14 protein-coding genes and 1 other annotated feature are annotated in these 21,579 nt (G+C 37.4%); all 14 genes read right to left on the bottom strand.

Features of this window, described 5'->3' with window-relative positions:
* Positions 1-24: 24 nt before the first annotated feature.
* Positions 25-1,134 carry a recombinase RecA gene (recA, locus tag GCWU000282_RS00235; RefSeq protein WP_023352954.1) on the bottom strand — a complete coding sequence of 370 codons (1,110 nt, stop codon included), beginning with the start codon at positions 1,132-1,134 and terminating at the stop codon, positions 25-27.
* Between the two features lie 90 nt (positions 1,135-1,224).
* The gene (locus tag GCWU000282_RS00230; protein ID WP_023352953.1) at positions 1,225-2,322 is read right to left on the bottom strand and encodes an Rpn family recombination-promoting nuclease/putative transposase; all 1,098 of its coding nucleotides are present in this window, start codon (positions 2,320-2,322) and stop codon (positions 1,225-1,227) included.
* Positions 2,323-2,671: 349 nt separating this feature from the next.
* Positions 2,672-7,729, bottom strand: a complete 5,058-nt coding sequence (locus GCWU000282_RS00225) for a DUF5057 domain-containing protein (protein ID WP_023352952.1) — start codon at positions 7,727-7,729, stop codon at positions 2,672-2,674.
* 28 nt (positions 7,730-7,757) lie between these two features.
* Positions 7,758-8,303 (bottom strand): PilW family protein, encoded by a 546-nt coding sequence (locus GCWU000282_RS00220; protein WP_023352951.1) that lies wholly within the window; start codon positions 8,301-8,303, stop codon positions 7,758-7,760.
* Between the two features lie 16 nt (positions 8,304-8,319).
* A complete protein-coding gene (locus GCWU000282_RS00215) occupies positions 8,320-8,832 on the bottom strand; it encodes a hypothetical protein (RefSeq protein WP_023352950.1) in 513 nt (170 codons plus the stop codon).
* A gap of 18 nt (positions 8,833-8,850) precedes the next feature.
* Entirely contained in the window at positions 8,851-11,091 is a 2,241-nt protein-coding gene (locus tag GCWU000282_RS00210) for a hypothetical protein (protein ID WP_023352949.1), read from the bottom strand.
* Positions 11,088-12,293 (bottom strand): type IV pilus modification PilV family protein, encoded by a 1,206-nt coding sequence (locus GCWU000282_RS00205; protein WP_023352948.1) that lies wholly within the window; start codon positions 12,291-12,293, stop codon positions 11,088-11,090. Before GCWU000282_RS00205 ends, GCWU000282_RS00210 begins: the two co-directional genes overlap by 4 nt.
* Before the next feature lie 115 nt (positions 12,294-12,408).
* Positions 12,409-13,179 carry a hypothetical protein gene (locus GCWU000282_RS00200; protein WP_023352947.1) on the bottom strand — a complete coding sequence of 257 codons (771 nt, stop codon included), beginning with the start codon at positions 13,177-13,179 and terminating at the stop codon, positions 12,409-12,411.
* On the bottom strand, positions 13,179-14,912 hold the full coding sequence (locus GCWU000282_RS00195; RefSeq protein ID WP_023352946.1) for a type IV pilus biogenesis protein PilM: 1,734 nt from the start codon (positions 14,910-14,912) through the stop codon (positions 13,179-13,181). The genes GCWU000282_RS00200 and GCWU000282_RS00195 overlap by 1 nt, the downstream gene beginning before the upstream one ends.
* A gap of 27 nt (positions 14,913-14,939) precedes the next feature.
* On the bottom strand, positions 14,940-15,704 hold the full coding sequence (locus GCWU000282_RS00190; RefSeq protein ID WP_035038846.1) for a prepilin peptidase: 765 nt from the start codon (positions 15,702-15,704) through the stop codon (positions 14,940-14,942).
* A gap of 30 nt (positions 15,705-15,734) precedes the next feature.
* Positions 15,735-16,178: a type II secretion system protein gene (locus tag GCWU000282_RS15640; RefSeq protein WP_023352944.1), complete on the bottom strand. Its 444-nt coding sequence runs from the start codon at positions 16,176-16,178 to the stop codon at positions 15,735-15,737.
* 226 nt (positions 16,179-16,404) lie between these two features.
* Positions 16,405-17,619 (bottom strand): type II secretion system F family protein, encoded by a 1,215-nt coding sequence (locus GCWU000282_RS00180; RefSeq protein WP_023352943.1) that lies wholly within the window; start codon positions 17,617-17,619, stop codon positions 16,405-16,407.
* An 11-nt stretch (positions 17,620-17,630) separates the two neighbouring features.
* The gene (locus GCWU000282_RS00175; RefSeq protein WP_023352942.1) at positions 17,631-18,689 is read right to left on the bottom strand and encodes a type IV pilus twitching motility protein PilT; all 1,059 of its coding nucleotides are present in this window, start codon (positions 18,687-18,689) and stop codon (positions 17,631-17,633) included.
* Positions 18,690-18,879: 190 nt separating this feature from the next.
* On the bottom strand, positions 18,880-20,580 hold the full coding sequence (locus tag GCWU000282_RS00170; RefSeq protein ID WP_023352941.1) for a GspE/PulE family protein: 1,701 nt from the start codon (positions 20,578-20,580) through the stop codon (positions 18,880-18,882).
* Between the two features lie 661 nt (positions 20,581-21,241).
* Positions 21,242-21,487, top strand: a binding site (T-box leader).
* Positions 21,488-21,579: the final 92 nt, after the last annotated feature.

The following is a 21,579-nucleotide window of genomic DNA, read 5'->3' as shown; positions in this document are numbered from 1 at the left end:
TTATGATATTGCTACAGCTGTTATTTACTCCATAGAACCTTCTGTCCCGTCAAAATCTTTCTGCTCGTCATCTTCTTCCAAAACAGGTTCTTCAGAACTTACATCTGATGCTTTTTTTGCATGAGTCTCTCTAACTTTTGCCTCAATCTCCTTAAACACCTCAGGATTACTGTCAAGATAAATCTTAACATTTTCTCTTCCCTGACCAATCTTTTCTCCGTTATAGGAGAACCATGCGCCTGATTTTACCACTATATTATCATCTACCGCAATATCCAGTACATCACCTGTACGGCTTATTCCCTGCCCAAACATAATATCAAACTGTGCCTCTTTAAACGGAGGTGCTATTTTATTCTTAACAACCTTAATTTTGGTTCTGTTACCAACAACATCTCCACCCTGCTTGATTGCATCAGCCTTTCTTACATCCATTCTGATAGATGCATAGAACTTAAGAGCACGTCCTCCTGTAGTGGTTTCAGGATTGCCAAACATAACACCTATCTTCTCACGAAGCTGATTAATAAATACAACTATACAGTTAGTTTTGCTTATAACAGAGGTAAGCTTTCTAAGAGCCTGGCTCATAAGACGTGCCTGCAAGCCTACATGTGAATCTCCCATATCTCCGTCTATTTCTGCCTTAGGAACAAGAGCCGCTACAGAATCGACTATAACAATATCCACAGCTCCGCTTCTAACCATAGTCTCTGTAATCTCAAGAGCCTGTTCGCCACTGTCAGGCTGTGAAATATAAAGCTCATCTATATTAACTCCTATAGCCTTGGCATATACCGGATCAAGTGCATGTTCGGCATCTATAAACCCAGCAATACCTCCCGCTTTTTGAACCTCTGCCACCATATGGAGTGCTACTGTGGTTTTACCGCTGGATTCAGGACCATATACTTCTATAATTCTTCCCTTAGGTATACCACCAAGCCCAAGTGCAAGATCAAGACTTAAACAACCGGTAGGAACCACTTCTACGTTCATCTTATCCATACCTGAGCCCAGTTTCATAATAGAGCCTTTACCAAAGTCTTTCTCTATCTGCGCAATCGCAGCCTCTAACGCTTTTCTCTTGTCATTGTCTACATTCATAATCTTCTCTTTAGCTTCCTTTGCCATAATAACCTCGCATGTATTTTTTATTTTTTCAAACAAACGTTCTTGTTTTAAGATTATAAAACATTTGTTCGGTGATGTCAACTCTTTTTATCAGATTCCATATTCTTCACAAAGCCTGTTTCTAAGCTTCGCGTCTTCCAGCACTTCTTTGACTGTATCATTCTTTCCGTCTGATATCAATAAGCTTATAAGTTTCACTATACGGTTCTCACCTTCAGCTTTTCCTTCAACTAATCCTTCTGCTAATCCTCTGGCTTTTCCTTCGGCTAATCCTTTAGCCATTCCTTCAGTCATTCCTTTGGCTAATCCTTCGGTCATTCCTTTGGCTTTTCCTTCGGCTAATCCTTTAGCCATTCCTTCGGTCATTCCTTTGGCCATTCCTTCGGTCATTCCTTTGGCCATTCCTCTCGCCTCCGCTTTTTCTGCCATTCTTGCAAACATTGGTTCAAAAAATTTCTCCATAGTTTTACCTCCATCATTTTCTCTCGGAATGGGCAGTTCTTCGCCTGTCAGCCTCAAAACAAGTTCACTGACTTCCTCCGGATGATTTAATTCAATGCTTCCCGCATCATGATTACTGCCTTTAACCATATAATTAACTAATAGTTTAAAGTCCTTCTTAAACTTATTTATATCATCTTCCGTAAACTTTTTCAAATCTATAAGGTTAATCTTATAATCGCTCACAAACTCATCCAGTCCATCACCTATTTTAAGTCTTTTCTTCAGGGTTGTTTCATACTTCCATTCCTCTTCCCCATAATAAACTACAAAGGTTATTACAGGAAAAATATCTTTTTCATCCTCCTTGCCGATTTCAACTATTTCCGTATTTTTCTTATCCTTTAGATGTTTTCTCTTATCTTCATCTTTCTTTGCCAGTTGAGTCTTATAAGAAGCCCCATCATAGGAAAGCACTCTGAATACCATATCTTTATCCGGTACATCCTGATTTTCTATTCCAATCAGGGAAATAACCACATTCTTTTTCTTCCAAAGCTTGACTACATCCCTATCCTGATACCTGTGTCTGCTATCATCAGCCTTATAGTGACTCCAGCCTGATAAATCAAACAATTCAGATTCTTCTACTATCTGCCTGCCGTTAAATATGATGCCGTTTAGAAAATCTGCAAATACATCATTAAACATAAACAGTTTTTTCTCTAAAATATCCTTCTCCCCCATTTTACTCCTTTCTTAAGAAAACAACAACTACATATAGCATAAATAACGGATTTAATAATTTGAATTTAACTTTTTGAATTAACCAATCAGTCTTAGAAATACATAATAATATTAGAATTTTGTGTACTCATATCATACACAATTAATATTTACAGATGATATTATAATATATTTTTTATCATCTGTAATCGGCAGATTGTATAAAGTTTTTGAAATTTTATATACAAAATAGACAAAAAAATACTCCCTTTACTATATTACAAGTAAAGAGAGCATTCCAACCTCTTATGAGATTAACACAACTAATATTTATTGACAAATTAAGTTATAGAAAACTGATTTCTTTTACTTAATCGAGGTCAAACAAACCACGTTTTTGGATAGTATAGATTGAGCTTCCTTCAGGTGAGAAATCAAACCTTTCCACTCCGGACGAACCCTTATATTCTTTGGTAAATCTGGTTCTTACTACTACCTCTATTTCCAGCTTATTCTTGTCTCCGATTAATTCAGTTGCCGGAACTTCAAAGTAATACACCTCACCCTTTTCCAGGAACTTACGATTCTTATCATTCTTATCTTTTAAGGTTGCAGTCAGCTCCGTACCGTCCGCTTTAAAAGTCTTAAACGCTTTTTCCACAGAACCCACCTTATAATAGAACAGGATTCTTGTCTCATCTTCCTTTATATTTCTTACAAGATTATTATCGTCTCTGGCCACAAAGTACACTCTTACCTTATCTTCTATACTTCCTTTATTCTTTGCATCCGAAGATACATCATAAGAGATATAAGAAGTATTTTTTTCATCCGCATCCGGTTTTCCACTTTCCACAAATCTTACATCAGGAGGAAGCAGAGCTGCCTTATAGGCTGCAACGAGGGTGTTGATATAAAGCTTCATTTCTTCTTCATCTTTAATAGGCTTATGTCCTACACCTGAGTAGGTAATATTACCCTTGGTATAGATGTAATAATTATTTCTTACATCCTTAGGTGAGAGGTTATACCAATTTCCCCTGTTAGCTGCATTTTTTTCTTCAGCTTCACTAAGTCCAAGTGTATACCAAACAATCAGATCACTCTCTCCGTCTCCGTCCGCATCTTCATTCAAATCAAGCTGATATGGCTGAAAATGTGTTCTCTGAACTTTTGCCTTTGGGTTAATCTTAAAAGGATAGGTAGTTATCTGACCACGATTTACCTGATCAGCAGTAGCAGTCTCAAAAGTTCTATAAGCTTGATCTTTATATAAAAAATATTGATGTGTAACAGAACCATTTTTATCTTTTCGAACTCCATCTCCTATATTAATATCAGTCCAACTAATTGCTGAGCCAAAGGTATATCCCTGTACTTCACGCACAATTTTCGTTTTTCCGCTCTTTGGAACATAGGCAATATCCTTATGATGAGTCTTTGCATTTTTCTCGGCAATCTCAAACAACTCCTTAGAAGTTACATTATGGTCAGAATTCTTATTAACTGTAGGATATTTCGATTTCTCAAATGCTATTCCACTATTGTTTTTCTCAGATTCTACTCCGAGCCTTATAGCCCAATTGTTCAGTACACCGTATCTATCAAGACCTACCTGACCTCTGATCATACGGTTGAAGTCATAGCCCCAAGGAGAAGTTCCCCTGTAATTTCCATAAGAAGTACAGTCATGTGTGAAGAGTACCGGTTTACCTGCATTTATAAAGCCCTGTATGGCATCAAGACAGTTATACTCATTAGGTATGGCATAACAGTCTGCAAAACCTAAGACTACCATATTATACTCATTTTTCTCAAAGTAATCTTCAGGTCGCATGCCTTTATATTTACCTTTAAAATCATCATGATCATCTCTGAATTTTTTGTATTCTTTTGCAAATTCCTGAGCAGTAATTGCCTTTATTGTTATATCAAAATCTGATACCTGCTTTCTTAATTTGTTAAATGTTGGATCAGTCTGCATGTTAAAGTTATTCCCTGTATTCCATCTCCAATCACCAACTTTTTTCTTAGTTCCATAATAGCTTGGACCTTCTTTATCACCCATATATCCACCATAAGGTTTTACCCACCTCTTACCACCACTAGGATCAGGTATCTCATTCCAACTATAGTGAGTATTATACTTATATGGCTTATATGGCTTGGAACGTTTTGGGTCATCAGGTCTTTCAGGATCAAAACCAGCAGTCATTATCTGTAATACTTTGATTTTCTGCTTTTTTTCTTCATTCTTAATATAACCGAAGCCTGTTTCTGAGGCAAACCTATTTGTTGTACCACCCACAAGCTCTACTTTTACCTTCCAAGGAATAATACCTATATAGCCATTTGGAAGGGTATACCTTATCTTATAATTGGCGGTATTTGAAGCATTTACATCTCCTTTTTGTTTTACGCCATCTTTAAGCAAATCATATAATCTGGTATCTACAATCTCCTTTGTGGCAGAATATTTACCGTCTGCATTTTTATCAACGAAGAGACTAACCTTAAACTTCACTTTCTCACTCTCAAAGCCTTTGTTTAAGAGCTTAAAATCTATTTCCAAAGTTCTGTCATCTATACGTGTATAATCTGCCGGCTTGCCGTCCATGTCATTTTCATAAGCCCTTCTAGTAACCAATATAGAAGGTTTTGGAAGGTTAATATTATCTATGAGTCCGGTTCTATCCTCACCAATCAGATTATTACCGCCTGTCTCAAAAATAACATTTTTTTTGTCAGGATTAGCCTTTCTAAAGTCAAGAGCAAACTGAGTCAGTTCATACATTCTAGAACTGTTGTCAATTCTGTCCCCATTTACCTTCATACCGGCACCTGTACCGGTCACAAAGTCTTTCGCAAATACTATAGGATAACCAGCTTGTATATACTCTTTCAGTTTTTTCAGTTTTTCTTCGGTTATATCATTTCCTGCAAATCTATATGAAAGAGTTTTAGTGGTAATAACCTTAATATTTTTAATATATTCCTTTATTAGATTACTGTTTGCAGCGGCATCTTCTAGCTCTTTATTATAATTAATCTTTATTCCATCCGCCTTATCATCTGCATCCTTATAGGCCTCAACATTATTAAATATACTATTATTAATTTTATGGTAATCTGTATCCAATAGACCTGCTTTTGATTCAAACAAGTAAGGTTGTGGGGAACCTGTGCCTCCTCCAAGACTTGCCTGATAAGCCTTCTTTTCATCCGGTGTTTCAAACCCCTGCTTATCTTCATTTCCGGTTAATTTAACATTAGCTTCATTAACCCTTGCATAGGTCAAATCACCGATATTACTGTAAATAAGCCCGTTCATGTTAGTATCGTTATAAGCGGTTTGTCCGTTTTTCATGTTAAAATTACTGGTGTTAAGTCCCATATAAATTACATCGTAAGAAGATAAATCTTCATTTCTTCCAATGAACTCTGTGGTAGGTATGGTTTCAGTATTACTGTTTATGTCTTTGCCAAACCATGTTTTAAGTATATCTTTCATCCTGATCTTAGGATCTTTATCTACCACCTTGGCAGGTTCTATGTTAAGAACCTTTATTTCACTATCAGTAGTCTTCGTTCTCTTCATATTAATACTGATAATATACTCAATAACTCTTGCCTTTGATATTTCAAGTTCAAACTTCTCAGTATTTTCTGTAGTTCCTTCAACACCCTTAGCTATAATATTATTTTCTTCGACTATGCTCTCCGCAACTTCTTTAAATCCCTTACCGTCTGCAGCATTGGTAAAGGCTGAGTCACTGGTTTTCTTTCCTATAAAATCAGTTGCAAAGCTGTCAAAGATAAAAGGTGTGTTATCTGCCTTGTCTAAATTAACTACATATACACTTTTACCTACAAAGTGACCGTCATGGTCTTTATCCACACTATCTCTACCCAAAACAAGTGTAGTCATCAATGACTTCATATGTTTTGTACTGTTGTAAGTTGTATTGTTATACTCAATAACAACAGGAAAATTTCTTTTTGTAACTTCAGTCTTTATTTTAGTTAATACAGTATCGGAAATATCATTACTTCCGGTTTTATATGTCTTTAATCCGGTCGGCTTTACAAGTGAACTTGAAGCAGATACATAAAAAAGTCCAACCTGGGATAAGAAACTAGGATCTTTGTCAATTTTTGCATTAATACCGCCGGGAGTAAGGGTAATTACCTTAAACTTCATCCTGTCATTATTATAGTTCTTATCAGAAGCATCCAAATAAATTCCATTGCTAAAATTCTTTAAGAATACACCGTTCTCAAACCAGTTATTGTTCTTAAAACCACCGGTATAGAATACCTTGTTTAACTCCAAATCATAGTCAAGCTTACTTCCGGCAGCTTCGACAAGCTTCATATCACCATGGCCCTTACCCACAAAAACATAGGAATTAGCAGGATTCATTTTATAATGTCCAGTGCCGTCAGCAACTTTTTTATAAGGCTCTGTTTCATCCAGAACACCTTTATATTCAGCATCTTTGGTATCCACCAAATCTTTTACTTCTTCTACTACATAATAAGTATTATTTGTCTTATCTTCTTCCGAAAGTTTGGATTTATCAACCTCTTCAAAAGATAAAAGGGCATAGTCATAATCCTTATCTATGATATAATCCTCAACGTCCTTATTGCTGAACGCAAATTGATAGGATGTTTCAGTTTTGGAACCTTCCTTTTTCTTTCTGTAAATATATCTGTTAGCGGCAAGTATACGCACTTCTTCCTTATTACTGATTTTGTGCAATTCATTTGCCTTGTAAATCTTATCTTTGTTTAAGGCCGTCGCATCAGCTATCTTAAACTTTACTGCATATCTTCCGTTTATTCCGCTTAAAAAAGCATAACCGGCAACATTCTCCTCATAGTTACCGCCGTTCTCTTCAGTATAGCTTGCATTAAGCTTAAAGCTTCCGCCGGGCGAAGGCTCCATCTTATACCCGGAAGCCTTGTTCTTTTCAATCTTTAACGGAGTCGTTAATTCAAAAGAAGAATACTTGTCTTCATCAGCAGAACTTACCCCATCAAGAGAATACAGTTCCTTATATTCATTATAAGTAAGAGGTTTGGTCTTATCAGAAGCAGATATGGTACTGAGCTTGGTCTTAAGATCAGTCATATACTTAATTCTTTTCTCTTTAGTATCTAACTTGGCAATATCTTCTTTCCAATTCTCAGGTTCACTTCCCTCTATAAAGTATCCAAACTTCGCCATTTTCTCGTCAGGCACAAGCTCAACTACTGTAAACGGAGTATCATCTTTGGCACTCTTAATTATATTTCCGATACCGTTAAAAGACGCATTTGTAGCGTCTGCCATAGGGTTACCTAAAAATAATATAGAAGCAACCGCAACCGTTAAAGATGTTGCCGCTACAACTCCAATTAAAGCTTTAGTTTGTTTCTTCATAAAGCTCCTTTCTAAAATCAAACAGTCATTATGGGTATATCTTAGTCAAATCATTACCTGACTTAACTGAATTTCCGTTTCTAAGTGTAATTGTCTCTTTCTTCTCATAAGTATTAGATTTACTCTCAAAGACTATTTTAATACTTATCTTATTTGTACTTTCAGCCTTTGATACATCGGCCCAAAAATCAGCTACATTCTCAGCCATCAACACATCCGCCGATACTATATCAAAATCCCTTGTCCCGGGTCTTCTGTTGAACTTATTATAGTACAGCCTCTTATCCGCATCTTTAAATACTATTTCATATTTTTCATTTTCGTTAAACACTTCAAGCTTTTTTGCAGAATTATTAAAATTCACAGCCTTTTCCGCGGTTATCACCATATCTGATATCTGGTTCACTACTAACTGAGCTTCTTCCTGCAAATCCGTGTTGGTTATAACCGATGCATAGGAATTACTTCCGGCAAGAAGGAAGGAGACTATAGAACCACCGACTATCATAACTATAGCCAGTGAAACTATCAGCTCAATAAGAGAAAACCCCTTATTATTTGATTTTTTCTTCATACTTTTTCTTCCCCCTTTACTCTACACTTACTTTACCGGTTTCAGTGTATATTTTTATTTTTTTCTCAGCAGTACCTCTTCTAACTATTATACACTTTATACCTGCAGGAGTTGTATTCTTAACCGAGCCTGTACTCCTGTTAAAACTAAATTCCATACTTCCGCTTCCTAACAAAATCGGAGAACTCCCTGATAAATCAGTTGAATAAGATATCTCCAAATTATCATTTCCTACATCTTCCGTTACTCTACTCAGTTTATCCGGGTCAGAAGGGTTTTTAGCCTTGACTTTAGTAACAATATCAGCCTTTATGCCTTTTCCCGTATCCTCATATATGTTAATTGTAACCTCATCTTTTCCTAAGTTAGTCGCCCTTACCTTTTCCAACAGGGAAGATATATTATCCGCGCAAGCCTTTGTCCTTCTTCCGTCAAGCAGTCCCGATGAGGTCATCATAAATCCCGCAATTACTCCGAGTATAACAACAATTATTATAGCCTCAAGTAAAGAATATCCTTTATTATTCACTCTTTCCCTCGCCTTTAACTATTTCTTCTTCCAGTTACTGAAGGATATGAGCTTGCCTACATCAACACTTCCATCTGCAAACAAAAGATTTACATTTTCTGTGCTGCTTGCAGAGGCAAGAGCATCTCCCTTCTTAAAAATCTTATAAAGATAGTCATTTCCGCCGGAAGTAAGAGGCTCTCTGAGGAGCTGTCTGATTATACCGCTGCTGTCTGTGCTGATTTCTCCCGCTGACTCTACAGTAATCTTGCCGGCAGCTATTATACTTCCTGTAAAGCGGTTCTTAACTGTTACATTTCCCAAAGCTACTATAAGCCTTACATCACCCGAAGAACTGTCATAGGTATAATCTCCTCTGGTGATTACAGCCTTAAATCCTTTAACCGATACTTCCCTAAGGTTGTTTGCTGACAAATAATTATTCAGTTGCGAAACATCCATAATATTATTAAATACTTCATTTTCTACCTGACCGGCTTCAACTTCCGAAGAAAGACCTGTACGAAGAGCTTTAAACTCATTGGAGTATTCCGCCGACTTATCACCTGTTCCGCTCTTACCCTGTTTTACCGCTAATCCCGGGTTAACTATGCTGTAATTACCGGCAGTTCTTACATTACTTTCAGAAGCACTCTTTATTGACCTGGCATAAAACTTTGTATGCCTATCAAGCTCTTCTTCCTTAGTTTTATCTGCCTTGAAATAATCCTTAAAATACTCTGCAGCCTGCTCCTGCGGAAAGTTAATATAAAAATATACCAAACCTTCACTTGATATACCTGTAATAGGCTGTACAAAGGTCTTGGAATAATTTGATTCCAAATTACCCGCATTTACTCCGTAATCCTCCAAGCTCTTTCCCGTCTTCTTGGATTTAACCTTTGTATTTACAAGTGTATAAATCTTATTCCCGGAAGCATCTTTATCTTCTAATAATTTCTTGTATTCAACATAAGTAAGCGGATTGCGATTAAATTTGGATTCAGATTTGCTGTTGGTTCCTATCCACTCACCCGGCATAAGATAGGCTATCTGATTACCCTTTACTGCGATTGACTCGCCCATCTTGATATCAGTGTTACTTGCAGCCTCAGTGGAACCGTCAGCAGTTTTCGTTGCACGAAGCTTTGGATTACTTGTGCCTATATAAGAATAGCCAGCTAATATAATTTCCTTGGCACCGGTCATATCAAGTTCACTATCCTTACCGTTTACTACAATTGCAGAAGAATTGCCTGCCACATCCTTAGCGCTTCCATAGCCTCTGTAGATACCTGAAATTCTGGCTTTGGAACCATCACCTGTCAAGGTTAAATCATCAGCTACATAGGATACACCTTCAAGTTCTGTACTTCCTCCGTTTAACAGAATATTCTCTGTCCAAAGTCTCTCTCTGGAACCTACTTTAAGACTTGAATTATTTCCAACCAATATTTTGCCGTTGGAAATAAAAGTCTTATCATTAAGTTCTACATTTACATTAGGAGCCAAAAGAAAAGCTGTTTTATCGGCAGAAGCCTTATTTCCTGCATATACATTGCCTGTTACCTTAAGATTTCCGGTACTTACCTCTACACCTGAATCTCCTATTATAGCATATTCAAAGACATCAGGACCTGAAGAAGAAGCAACCGCATCAGGCTTTGGTATATTAACCGTTATATCTGTCAATATCTCAGATACCTGTTCCTCACTGCTTACATATCTGACTCTGATGCCCTGCAGTACCAGCTTATCTCCGTCATCTTTAATTAATCCGTTATCTCCGTTATAGCCGGCCTTCATTGCCGTTACAAGAGCATAAGGATAAGAAGGACTGTCGGTAAGGCTTTTATTAACCAGATTATCAATTTTACTTATATTATAATCATCTGATGCAGTTGCACTAACCTTTGTTTTAAAAGAATCTTTGAAATTCTTTCTAAACTCATTAATCCTGGCATCCTTCTTCTTTTCATCAGCATCAGTTCCGGCAAATACCTTTGTCGTTTTTACATTGTTATGCTTTGAAAAACTCTCAAGATCCTTGACTAAAGCATCCTTATAGGCCAACTCTGCCTTTTCCTGAACTCCTGCCTTTACCTGTTCAAGAACTCCTTCCGCAGAATAAAAGCTTTCCTTTATATCTTCATCAGTAGCTTTCATCTGCACATTACGCAAAGACACCCACAGCGCAATAGCCGCCATTATTCCAACGCCTACGAGCACTAAAACTACCATAAGTATGGTAGATCCTCTGTTATCACTTTTCTTAATCAATTTGATATACCTCCTGTCAGCGTTACAAGTGGTTCTGCACTCACAATATTATCCTCAGTAACATTAGCCTCGAATACTTTAACTTCAATATCATACAGTCTCTCTAAGCTGTTTACTTCATCAGCAGACTTACTTTCCACAAGGTCTTTTTTAATATCCATACTGCTTGCAGAGAGAAGTAATCCGTTACGATAGTATGTATATTTTACCTGTGAATCAGGGATATTCGTATATATCTTAACCGGACTCTTAAGTGTTATATCAAAATCTCCGTCTCTCAATTCAACCGATATCCTCTTACCCGGAGTTAAACCGGAGCCCTGCTTTACCAGATAAAGGTTAAATTTCTTATTCGAATTATTATGTATTACCACCTTTTCATCTCTTCCCGAACTGTTCCAAGGTGCGATGAAAAAATATATACTCCTAAGATCTTCCTTCGGAGAATCGCTAAACTCAGTCTTTAAATCACGTATAATCTTGAACTGTTCAGAAACACCGGCAGCGAAATATTTAAATTCAGTCTTAACAACCGTATTGATTCCGTTGTCTTCAACAGTAATTTCAATTTCCCTGTATATACTGCTCTCAGTTACCTTATTTCTTATCCCGTCCGGATATGCAGAATCACTTTTGATTTTACTTACTATATTTGCTACATCAACAGTAGCGTCCACTACAATATCTTTATTTACGTTTATCGGTACTATCTGATTGATTGCATCAGCCGATATCCCCGGTTTTGATACTGTAATCAGCGCATTTGCCTTAAAACCACCGGGATTTATATCTTTTAAAAAATAATAATATTTATTTTCACTTTTCGGATAAAAATCATACTTTCCCGTAGCAGGGTTCAATCTTATACTATCATTAGAAGCCACTACATACTTGCTTTCAGAAGCATTATATTCAAGTTCAGCAAAGCCCGAATTGCCGAATCTCAACTCCGAAGGGTTAGCCGGATTGGCGCCTTTGGCTATTTCCGCTAAATTATATCCCTTAATCTGCTCCATTATATTTTTGGCAGTTTCTATTGCCATAAGTTTATTCCTTGCTTTTGCATTCAACCTCGACGATGTTACAAAAGCGTGTAAAAGCGGAAGAACAATGACTGCCAGTATAGCAATTGCAACTATAATTTCTATAAGTGAAAAGCCTTTGTTAGGACTGTGTCCGGTCTGATTTTTCTTTTTTTGCATTGTTCACTTCCTCTCTTAATATTTAGATATACGAATCAGAGTCTGCGATTATTATAGTCAAATCACCTACTCTGATAACTCTGCTCTTAGCCTATACTATACATTATTCGGACTACTATTTCTTTCTTTTTTTCTTCTTCTTACCATCATTGGCGGAAGCATCTACAGTTCCGAATATGTTCTTTTTACCATGTTTAATTGTCTTTGTTATAATCTCTTCATAAGGTCTGTCACTTCCTAACAGAAAATATGAATCGTAGACTATATTTCCGTCAAGATTTCCGGTCTTTTCATCAAAACTCAACGATACTGTATTAATGCTCTTTTTATCTGATGACTTAGCTATTTTTTTCAAAAACTTCTTCATACTTTTGTAGCCACCCTTGTAGTCAATATTGGTAGACATATCATAGAGGGTGTACTTGGAAGCTATCCCCGCCGCTGTTGCCACAGCCGTATCGCCAGTAGCTTCCACAGAAGCCGTTTCACTGTTTTCCGACGGTGCAGCCTCAGGCACAGAATCAGCCGAAACCGCTGTTTGAACCTCTACCGGAGCGGTTACCGTAATAGAAGGAACCTCTATCTTTAATTCCTTTTCAAACTTTACTATAGCCATAATCTCATTTTCAGTACGCAGTAAAGACGGAAATTTCGCTATTGCCTTGGTAGTTTTGGATCTTAAATCCGCTGTTTCATTTTTGATTTCTGTTTCCCTGGCAGCCTTTTCCTGAAGGTCTGTAAGCTTTGGATTTAATGAGATGTTTTCAGCCTTTAACTTTTCTGTATCATCCATATATCCTCTTATAGGGAAAAAATACACAAGGCCAAATACAAGTATGCCCAGAAATACTAATAATATCTTTTTGTCTCTATCTGATATTGACATTACTTATTTTCCCCCTTTTTCTCAGTAGATTCTTTTTCATCCGACTTTGATTCCTTAGAAGTTTCCTCAGCCACAGCTTCATTATTTTGCTCAACATCAACATAAGCAAGGTCAACTGTGAAGTTTACTTCAGTTCTTTCATCCTTTTCCTTTGTTTCAGATATAGTTGAAATATTACTTATTGCCACATTATCAAATTCTCTGATGCGTTTTATCATATCTGCCGCAGAATCTTTGCTGCTGACCGTAACATTAAGTGAAATCACTTCATTGTTAGCATTCAGCGATAAAACCCTTATATCTGAAGGCATCTTTCTCTCAAGCTGTTCTATTAAAGCTTTCAGTCCGTTATTATTGGACGTTGTAAGCTTCATAGCAGCGGCAATCCAGTCATACTCCGCCTTTGCAGTCTCATTATCTGTTATAACATTCTCTATATAAGAAAGTTCATTTATCCTGTTATTAATCGACAAATTCTCTTCTTTAGCCTCATTATAAGCAAAGAATGCAATAGCAAACCAAGCTCCGGCTCCCACAATAAGCAATGCAGACAGTATAGCGGGTAAAGCTAATGAACCGCTGCTCATTCTAACTTCTTTGCCTTCTCTCTTAAGGGATAATTCATTTTTCTTCTTGCTAAGAGAAGGAAGCTCACCGCCCTTAAGTGTTACCCCGAGACAGGAATAATATGTTGCTATATGATATTCCGCATCACCCGGATTTTTATCAAGGCTTACTCCTCTGATTATAGGTAACTTTTCTGTGTTTATACCGAATTCCGCACCAAGGAACTCTGTAAATCCTTCTATATCGGCACCGAGACCTATAACACTTACTTTTCTGATCCTGTTCTCCTGGTTTCTGGACTGATAGTAATCTAAGATTCTCGCTATACTTCCCGAAACCATTTTCAGACTTTCCGTAACGTCTTCTTTAAGTCTGTCTTTCACATTTGAAGTACTGATTTCATGTTCTTCATAAACACCATCCCCGTTCTCATCTCTTGCTACGTCAAATAAAAGATTGTGTTTACGAAGTATCTCCAAGCCTTCTATGAAATTAAGATGACCGTACCAGCCATTTTCACAAACAGCGGTAACAGCTTCCGCTACACCGTAGCCAATATGTCTCTGAAGTTCAACCTTATTACCATCCATAATAGTTACTAAAGAAGAACGTCCGTCTATCTTTAATAAAGCCCTTACTCCGTTATTTCCGTCACCGAGTAACAGCTGTTTGGAAGCTGTACCTGTGTAGCCCATACCTTCCAAGGTAAGTCCGGAATCTTTAGCCAACTGTCCGTAAAAGTTTATTATATCATTAGGTATTGCAAGCACATTTAATCTAAGTTTCTTGCTGCCTTCTTCCGTGAATCTCTCTATAATCTCATGTACGAGTACATACTGGGACAGATCAACAGGAAAATATTCCGACGCGTTGGCAGTTATAAGGTCATCTATCCTATTTTCTTTAACAGCAGGTATGGTAACCTCTCTGGTAGCCATACGACTTGAATTAATAACAAAGATAACCTTCTTTGTAGCTATTTTCCTCTTCTTAAGTTCATCCTTCAATATATTTGCAAACTCTTTAGAGTCATTTTTTTCAAACATATTCTCCGGTGTTGAAAATGAAAACGAATCATGTATCCTCGTTTCCTTGCCTTTACCGGACACTTCAAGAACCCTTATAAGGCTTTGCCCAATTTCAATACTAAGTACTCTGTTCGCCATGTTTTTCTCCAAATTAATATTTATTTATCAATTAAAACTATTTAAATACCAGTTTATAAAATTATTTCCCCAAAGCATAGCTATAAACAGCCCTGCCGAAAGATAAGGTCCCATAGCAAGCACCCTGTCCGCTCCCGAAACCTTCATACGAATAATGTGTATAACCGAAGCCAGTATACAACCTATAAAAAATCCCAGCACAACAAGCTGCCAACCAAGCAGAAGTCCTGCCACAGCCATCAGCTTGATATCTCCTCCTCCTATAGCCCTGCCCTTAGTAAGGATATAAATAAGAAAGAGTACACTGCTTACCGCAAAAAAGCCTATAAGGTAGCCCCGTAAATGATTAAAATCCAAGACCACCCTTAGGCATCCAAGTACTAGAATAAAAATATTAATACTGATCGGAATTTCATAAGTTCTCCAATCAATAACTGTAAGCACTAAGAGTGCAGATGTAAATAAAGAAAATATTACAGATTCTACAGTGAATCCGTTTATAAAAAACACAAGTAAGTACAGAAAGCCATTAATCCCCTCAACTATAGGGTATTGAGGTGATATTCGGCTTTTACACTTCCTACATCTTCCTCTAAGGAAGATGTAGGAGAATAAAGGAACAAGCTCGAACCAGCTAAGCTTATGACCGCAAGTCATACAATGTGAAGGTGTGGTCACCACCGTCTCTCCTCTCGGTATACGATAGATGCAGACATTCAAGAAGCTACCTATGGTTATACCGAAGAGGAAGATAACAGTATACATAGCTATAGTTAGCAGTTCGTAACTCATAAAGTTCCTTTCAATAGTTAAATATAATAATTAGTTTTCAGCTTTGCCCTTATAATCAGCTCCAAGTTCAGGATATACCATATTTTTAGCTTCAGCACTCTGTGCATATACCTCTACGTGACCATTAGCAGGATCGTATGCAATAAAAAATCCTTTACTGGAATCTACTTTACTCTTTGGTGCTTCTGAACCAACAAGTTTCTGGTTTTTAGCTAAATTAAACGCTTTCACTCCATCCTTAAATTCCTCAGCACTACCAACAGTAACAGCAGCACCACTTAATACTCTATCTGCTATAAGTGTCTGAACTACTGTTGCAATTTCCTGACCGTTCTTAACGTCTGTTCCATATCTGGATCTGTTTACATATTTAATGAACTGTGGTGCAAGAAGTCCGATAAGGACTGCCATAATAGCAATAACTACGATAAGCTCTACAAGAGAAAAGCCCTTGTTGTTCATTTTCTTCTTCATCTTTCATTCTCCTTTTAATTTGAAATATTATTGGTTTATCTTAAAAACACTCCCTATAAAGTGTTTCTAATTCAATGTTTTTAAACTTCCACCTTTACATCTTCATAATAACACATATTTCCCGTAATGTCAAACATTATTTGAAGATTATTTTCTTTTTTTGCAAAGTTTTCGCAAATATTCATATTTTATAAATTATTCATAATTTATCTTCGCAAGTTCAATGCTATAAATTGTCCAGTGCACCGTACATAGATATCATAGGTCCCATAATTACCGAGATAAGCATTATAACTATACCGGCAAGCACCATCATAATAAAAGGCTCTAAGGCAGCCATCAATGTCTGGGTAGCCATCTCCACCTCTTCATCATAGTAGTCTGCAAGCCTGCTTAACATACCTTCCACATCTCCGGTCTCTTCACCTATCTTAGTCATATAGCCGACCATAGGAGGGAAGAGCTTGCTGTTTTGTATAGGCTCCGACATGGGCACACCCTTTACAACCTCGTCTTTAACTATCTTAAGACATTGCTTATATACGTAATTGTCCATGGTATTGGCTGTAATCTCAAGCGCCTCCACCATAGGAAGACCTGCATATACAAGGGTTGAAAGAGTTCTTGCAAAACTCGAAGCTGCATTTTTAATGTTTATTATGCCAAATACCGGCAACTTCCTTGCAATAGTACCAAAGAAAATCTGTCCCGATATTGTCTTCTTATATACTGCAATAAAAACAATAAAGGCTATTAAGACTGCTATAATAAGGTACCATTTAGCTATAATAAAATCACTTAGTTTTACCGCCAGTACAGTTTGTATAGGAAGTTCAGCTCCCAACTGATCAAACATAGACTTATAAGTAGGTATAATCTGTACCAGCATGACTATGATTACAATAATAGATACCACAATAACTATGGTAGGATAAACCGAAGCTTTCTTTAACATAGCATCAAGTTTTGCCTTTTTCTCAAATCTTTCGGCCATACGGGAGAAGGCTACCTCCAGCTTACCCGAAGCCTCTCCCGCAGCCACCATAGATATCATGATACTCGGGAAGACCTTGGTATGTCTTGACATCGCCTCCGAAAGAGTTTCACCCTTTTGGATATTCGCCCTTACATTTGTTATGGTCTTAGCCATAACTTTATTCTCGGTTGACACTGAAAGCATATCAAGTGCATCTATTACAGTTACACCCGCATTAATCATACTTACCAGCTGTCTGCAAAACACACTCAAGTCTCTGGTCTTTATTGAACTTCCGACACTCAGCTGTATATCTTTTGTTAAAACATTGGCTTCTTCAAGCTTGATTATGGTATAGTCATTATTCTTTACCATAATAGCCGCTTCTTTGATGTTTTCAGCCTGAACGCTTCCTTTTTTTTCCTTACCTTTACTGTCTATCGCAAGGTATGTATAATCTGCCAATTTTCTCCCTCCTAGAATCCTCCGACTCTTCCTTTCATTCTGTCTAAGTCAAAGGAATATCTTAGCGCGGTATCTCCGTCTATTTCTCTTTTAAGATATAATTCAAATATCGCATCATCCATAGTCTGCATTCCGTCTTTCTTTCCTGTCTGAAGTATGGATGGTATCTGATAGGCTTTTCCCTCTCTGATAAGGTTTCTTACAGCGTAGGTTGCTATCATAACCTCAAAAGCCGCAACTCTTCCCCTTCCGTCAGCCTTCGGAAGAAGCTGCTGAGCCAGTATCCCTTCCAAAACTCCCGAGAGCTGTACTCTTATCTGCTGTTGCTGATGCGGAGGAAATACGTCTATCATACGGTCTATAGAGTCTGCAGATGAATTGGTATGCAGGGTGGAGAATACCAAATGTCCTGTTTCCGCAGCTGTTATAGCTATGGCTATGGTCTCCAAATCTCTCATCTCTCCGACCAGAATAACATCCGGATCCTCTCTGAGTGCCGCCCTAAGTGCATTTGCATAAGAAGCGGTATCCGAACCGACTTCTCTCTGGCTGACTATGGACTTCTTATGAGGATGTAAATACTCTATAGGATCTTCCAAAGTTATTATGTTTTTGGCATCCCTTTCGGAAATTACTCCTATAAGGCTGGCAAGTGTAGTAGACTTACCGCTTCCGGTAGCTCCCGTAACAAGTACCAGTCCACGCTTTTTATTGGTAAGGTTTACCACGGAACGCGGTACTCCGAGTTTTTCAGGCGTAGGTGTCTCGAAACTGAGTATACGCAAAGCCACACCATACGTACCTCTTTGTCTGAACACATTGGCACGGATTCTGGACATACCCGGTAATGAAAAGGCAAAGTCCAATTCTCCCACTCTCTTAAGTTCTTCTATTTCTTCAGGTATCATAACAGCCGAAACCGCTTCCCAAATCTCTTCAGGAGTAAGTAATTCTTCCGACTGAGGAATTAATTCTCCATTAATTCTGAACATAAGCGGGCTTCCCGGAGCCAAATGAATATCCGAAGCCTTCTTTTCCTGTGAAACTAGTAAAATTTCTTCTATTGTCATTTATTCCCTCTCGTATTCGTGTAGTATTCGATAATTATATCATTAAACAGTTACAAGGCGGTTACATTTCATTATATTAATTATATCGTCATTTTTTTATATAATATTATAGATAAATTACAAATTTTCTCAAATATATTTTAGCAGGTCGAACATATTACAACTAATATTGATAATTCGGAATAAATATTTAGTTTTCAAAAGTTGTCTTAACCATCTCTGAATAGGATGTTATTCCCTCCAGCACAAGCAAAGTCGCACTTTGTCTTAATGTGTGCATTCCTTCACCCATCGCGGCCTCTTTTAGCTCACTTACGGTAGCATTTCTTGAAATCAACTCCTTAAGAAGCGGTGTGATTTTCATTATTTCATATATACCTATACGTCCTGAATATCCTGTTCTGTCGCAATGATCACAGCCAACCGGCTCAAATATTTCCAAATTCGCATCAGGTCTGATCTTCATCATTTTTTTCTCAAATTCAGTCAGTACATGAGGCCGTTTGCAATACGGGCAAAGCCTTCTTACAAGTCGCTGTGCAATGATTCCCACTAAAGAGTCTGCCAACAGATAGCCTTCAACTCCCATATTTACAAGACGGTTTATACTTCCCGCAGCAGAATTGGTATGAAGCGTACTAACCACAAGGTGACCTGTAATTGACGCCTGAACCGCTATAGACGCTGTTTCTCCGTCTCGAATCTCACCTATCATTATAATATCCGGATCCTGTCGCAGTATTGAACGCAGCGCATTGGCAAAGGTAAGATCCGCTTTTACGTTTACCTGTACCTGATTTATTCCGTCTATGTTTGCCTCTACAGGGTCTTCAACAGTTACTATATTTACATCTATTTTGTTCAGCTCCGAAAGTGCGGTATACAAGGTAGTAGATTTACCGCTTCCCGTAGGTCCGGTAACCAAAAGTATTCCGTTAGGGTTTCTGAGGATATCATCAAAGTCTTTTAACTCTGACGGAGAAAAGCCCAGCTCGCTCTTGTCTCTGGTAAGCGCTTTTTTCTTCGCAAGACGCATTACGCATTTTTCTCCGTAAACCGTAGGAAGCACAGATACTCGGATATCAAATTCCACCTTATCTACCAATATGGAAAATCTTCCGTCCTGCGGTTTTCTTTTCTCAGCTATGTCCATTCCGCTTATAATCTTGAGACGTGCCATAATCGCAGGAAGCAGATGAATTGAGTATGTAAATTTTTCATACAACGAACCGTCTATACGGAAACGTACACGTACCGAATCTTCTTTTGCTTCTATATGAATATCACTGGTTCTCTGTCTTGCGGCCTGTTCTACCATAGAGTTTACGAGCTGTACTACCGGAGAATTCTGCACATCCTGGGAAGTTGCATCGCCCTCCTGAAGCTTGGCAGCTATTCCTTCTCTTTCCTTTGCGTATTCCTGAGCAGCCTTCATAGTCTCTGTATTACCGTAATATCTGTCAAGAGCTAAAAAGATATCATTAGAGGTAGCAACCGCAGGAACTACCTGCAAATTGGTAACTATATTAAAATCATCTATGGCCGTCATATCCATAGGATCCGCCATAGCTACCAAAACCTGATTCATATTATTAGGATTGAAAGCGTACGGAATCATCACATGCCTTCTAAGCACATTTTCACCAATCAGACTCAGTACATTTTCAGGAATCGTAACCGATGTAAGATTCACATATTCAAAGCCGAGCTGGGAAGAAAGTGCCTCAGCTATGGATTGTTCCGTAGCATAGCCCAATTCGACTACCGCTTCTCCTATTTTCTTTTTTTCATCTTTTGCGGTGGCTAAGGCTTCTTCAAGCTGTTCTTGGGTAATAATCTGTTCTTCCAGTAATATGTCACCAATTCTCTTTTTTTCTCTGCGAAACGCCATAATGTCTCCTATTTTTATATAGTATTATTATTAACCCGTAAGGCGGATTCTCGTGATGAAGCCCCTTCTCCGTATACATTCTTTCATCCGATCTCTTAATAAAAACAGATGAAGAACCGTCCGGTTCGTTATCATATACCGCATATCCAAGACTAATTGATATATCAAAAGGGAGTTTCAATCCCAATGAAAAAAGCTGTGTGTTGTTTTTATTTATAAAGGTAAAATAGCCATAATAATCATTAAATTATATATATCTGTTAATAAGTTGAAAGAAACTTCCATGTCACGTTCATAATTTATCTTGATAACTTACGTAGACATAGCAGTCTATACGAAAATGTTTATAATCAAAACACTGTAAACCTCTCTTCATTATACTGATTAATATACGGCTAAACTTATACCTGCATTATTAAGTTAAAAAAAGAAGTATAATAAACAAAAATAATCCTCTTTAAACTGTATTTATATCACTAAATAGTTACAAAATAGTTACATTTTAACGGTTCTATTACGATTTTATAAAAATTTTATAATTATAATTATTTTTTACATTATTAATATCGGCAAAATCTTAATAATCTTTAGCTTATCTTAATAAATTATAAGCATAATTATTTTTTCTTGACAAAAACGTGAAGTTATGTTTTAATTTTCATTACAAACTATGATGAGAAGAAGTAGTTAAGATGTTCACTTACAGAGATTAGCCGGTCGGTGAGAGGCGAAAGAAAGAGTCTTAATGAATACATCTCGGAGTTTCACACTGAAAGCGTTAAGCAATTAGGCTGTGACGGCAGACTTCCGTTAAAGGGTCAGGGTATAGAAGTTTTGTACCCGGTTGAGGCAGATATAATCTGTGAATTAAGGTGGTAACACGAAGCTTAACGCTCTCGTCCTTTGAAGGACGGGGGCTTTTTTATTTAATAGGAAATTTCTTCGAAATTCCGTATTAACCCCCAATTATTCACCCCATAGCCCGCAGACCTCTTATCC

Source organism: Catonella morbi ATCC 51271 (genome assembly GCF_000160035.2).
Classification (GTDB): Bacteria; Bacillota; Clostridia; order Lachnospirales; family Lachnospiraceae; genus Catonella; species Catonella morbi.
Note: the sequence above shows the minus strand (reverse complement) of the source record. Positions and strands in the feature narration are given on the sequence as shown.

Excerpts from the sequence above, each read along its gene's own strand:
- recA (WP_023352954.1), bottom strand. The coding sequence starts at position 1,134 with ATGGCAAAGGAAGCTAAAGAGAAGATTATGAATGTAGACAATGACAAG.
- GCWU000282_RS00230 (WP_023352953.1), bottom strand. The coding sequence starts at position 2,322 with ATGGGGGAGAAGGATATTTTAGAGAAAAAACTGTTTATGTTTAATGAT.
- GCWU000282_RS00225 (WP_023352952.1), bottom strand. The coding sequence starts at position 7,729 with ATGAAGAAACAAACTAAAGCTTTAATTGGAGTTGTAGCGGCAACATCT.
- GCWU000282_RS00220 (WP_023352951.1), bottom strand. The coding sequence starts at position 8,303 with ATGAAGAAAAAATCAAATAATAAGGGGTTTTCTCTTATTGAGCTGATA.
- GCWU000282_RS00205 (WP_023352948.1), bottom strand. The coding sequence starts at position 12,293 with ATGCAAAAAAAGAAAAATCAGACCGGACACAGTCCTAACAAAGGCTTT.
- GCWU000282_RS00200 (WP_023352947.1), bottom strand. The coding sequence starts at position 13,179 with ATGTCAATATCAGATAGAGACAAAAAGATATTATTAGTATTTCTGGGC.
- GCWU000282_RS00195 (WP_023352946.1), bottom strand. The coding sequence starts at position 14,912 with ATGGCGAACAGAGTACTTAGTATTGAAATTGGGCAAAGCCTTATAAGG.
- GCWU000282_RS00190 (WP_035038846.1), bottom strand. The coding sequence starts at position 15,704 with ATGAGTTACGAACTGCTAACTATAGCTATGTATACTGTTATCTTCCTC.
- GCWU000282_RS15640 (WP_023352944.1), bottom strand. The coding sequence starts at position 16,178 with ATGAAGAAGAAAATGAACAACAAGGGCTTTTCTCTTGTAGAGCTTATC.
- GCWU000282_RS00175 (WP_023352942.1), bottom strand. The coding sequence starts at position 18,689 with ATGACAATAGAAGAAATTTTACTAGTTTCACAGGAAAAGAAGGCTTCG.
- GCWU000282_RS00170 (WP_023352941.1), bottom strand. The coding sequence starts at position 20,580 with ATGGCGTTTCGCAGAGAAAAAAAGAGAATTGGTGACATATTACTGGAA.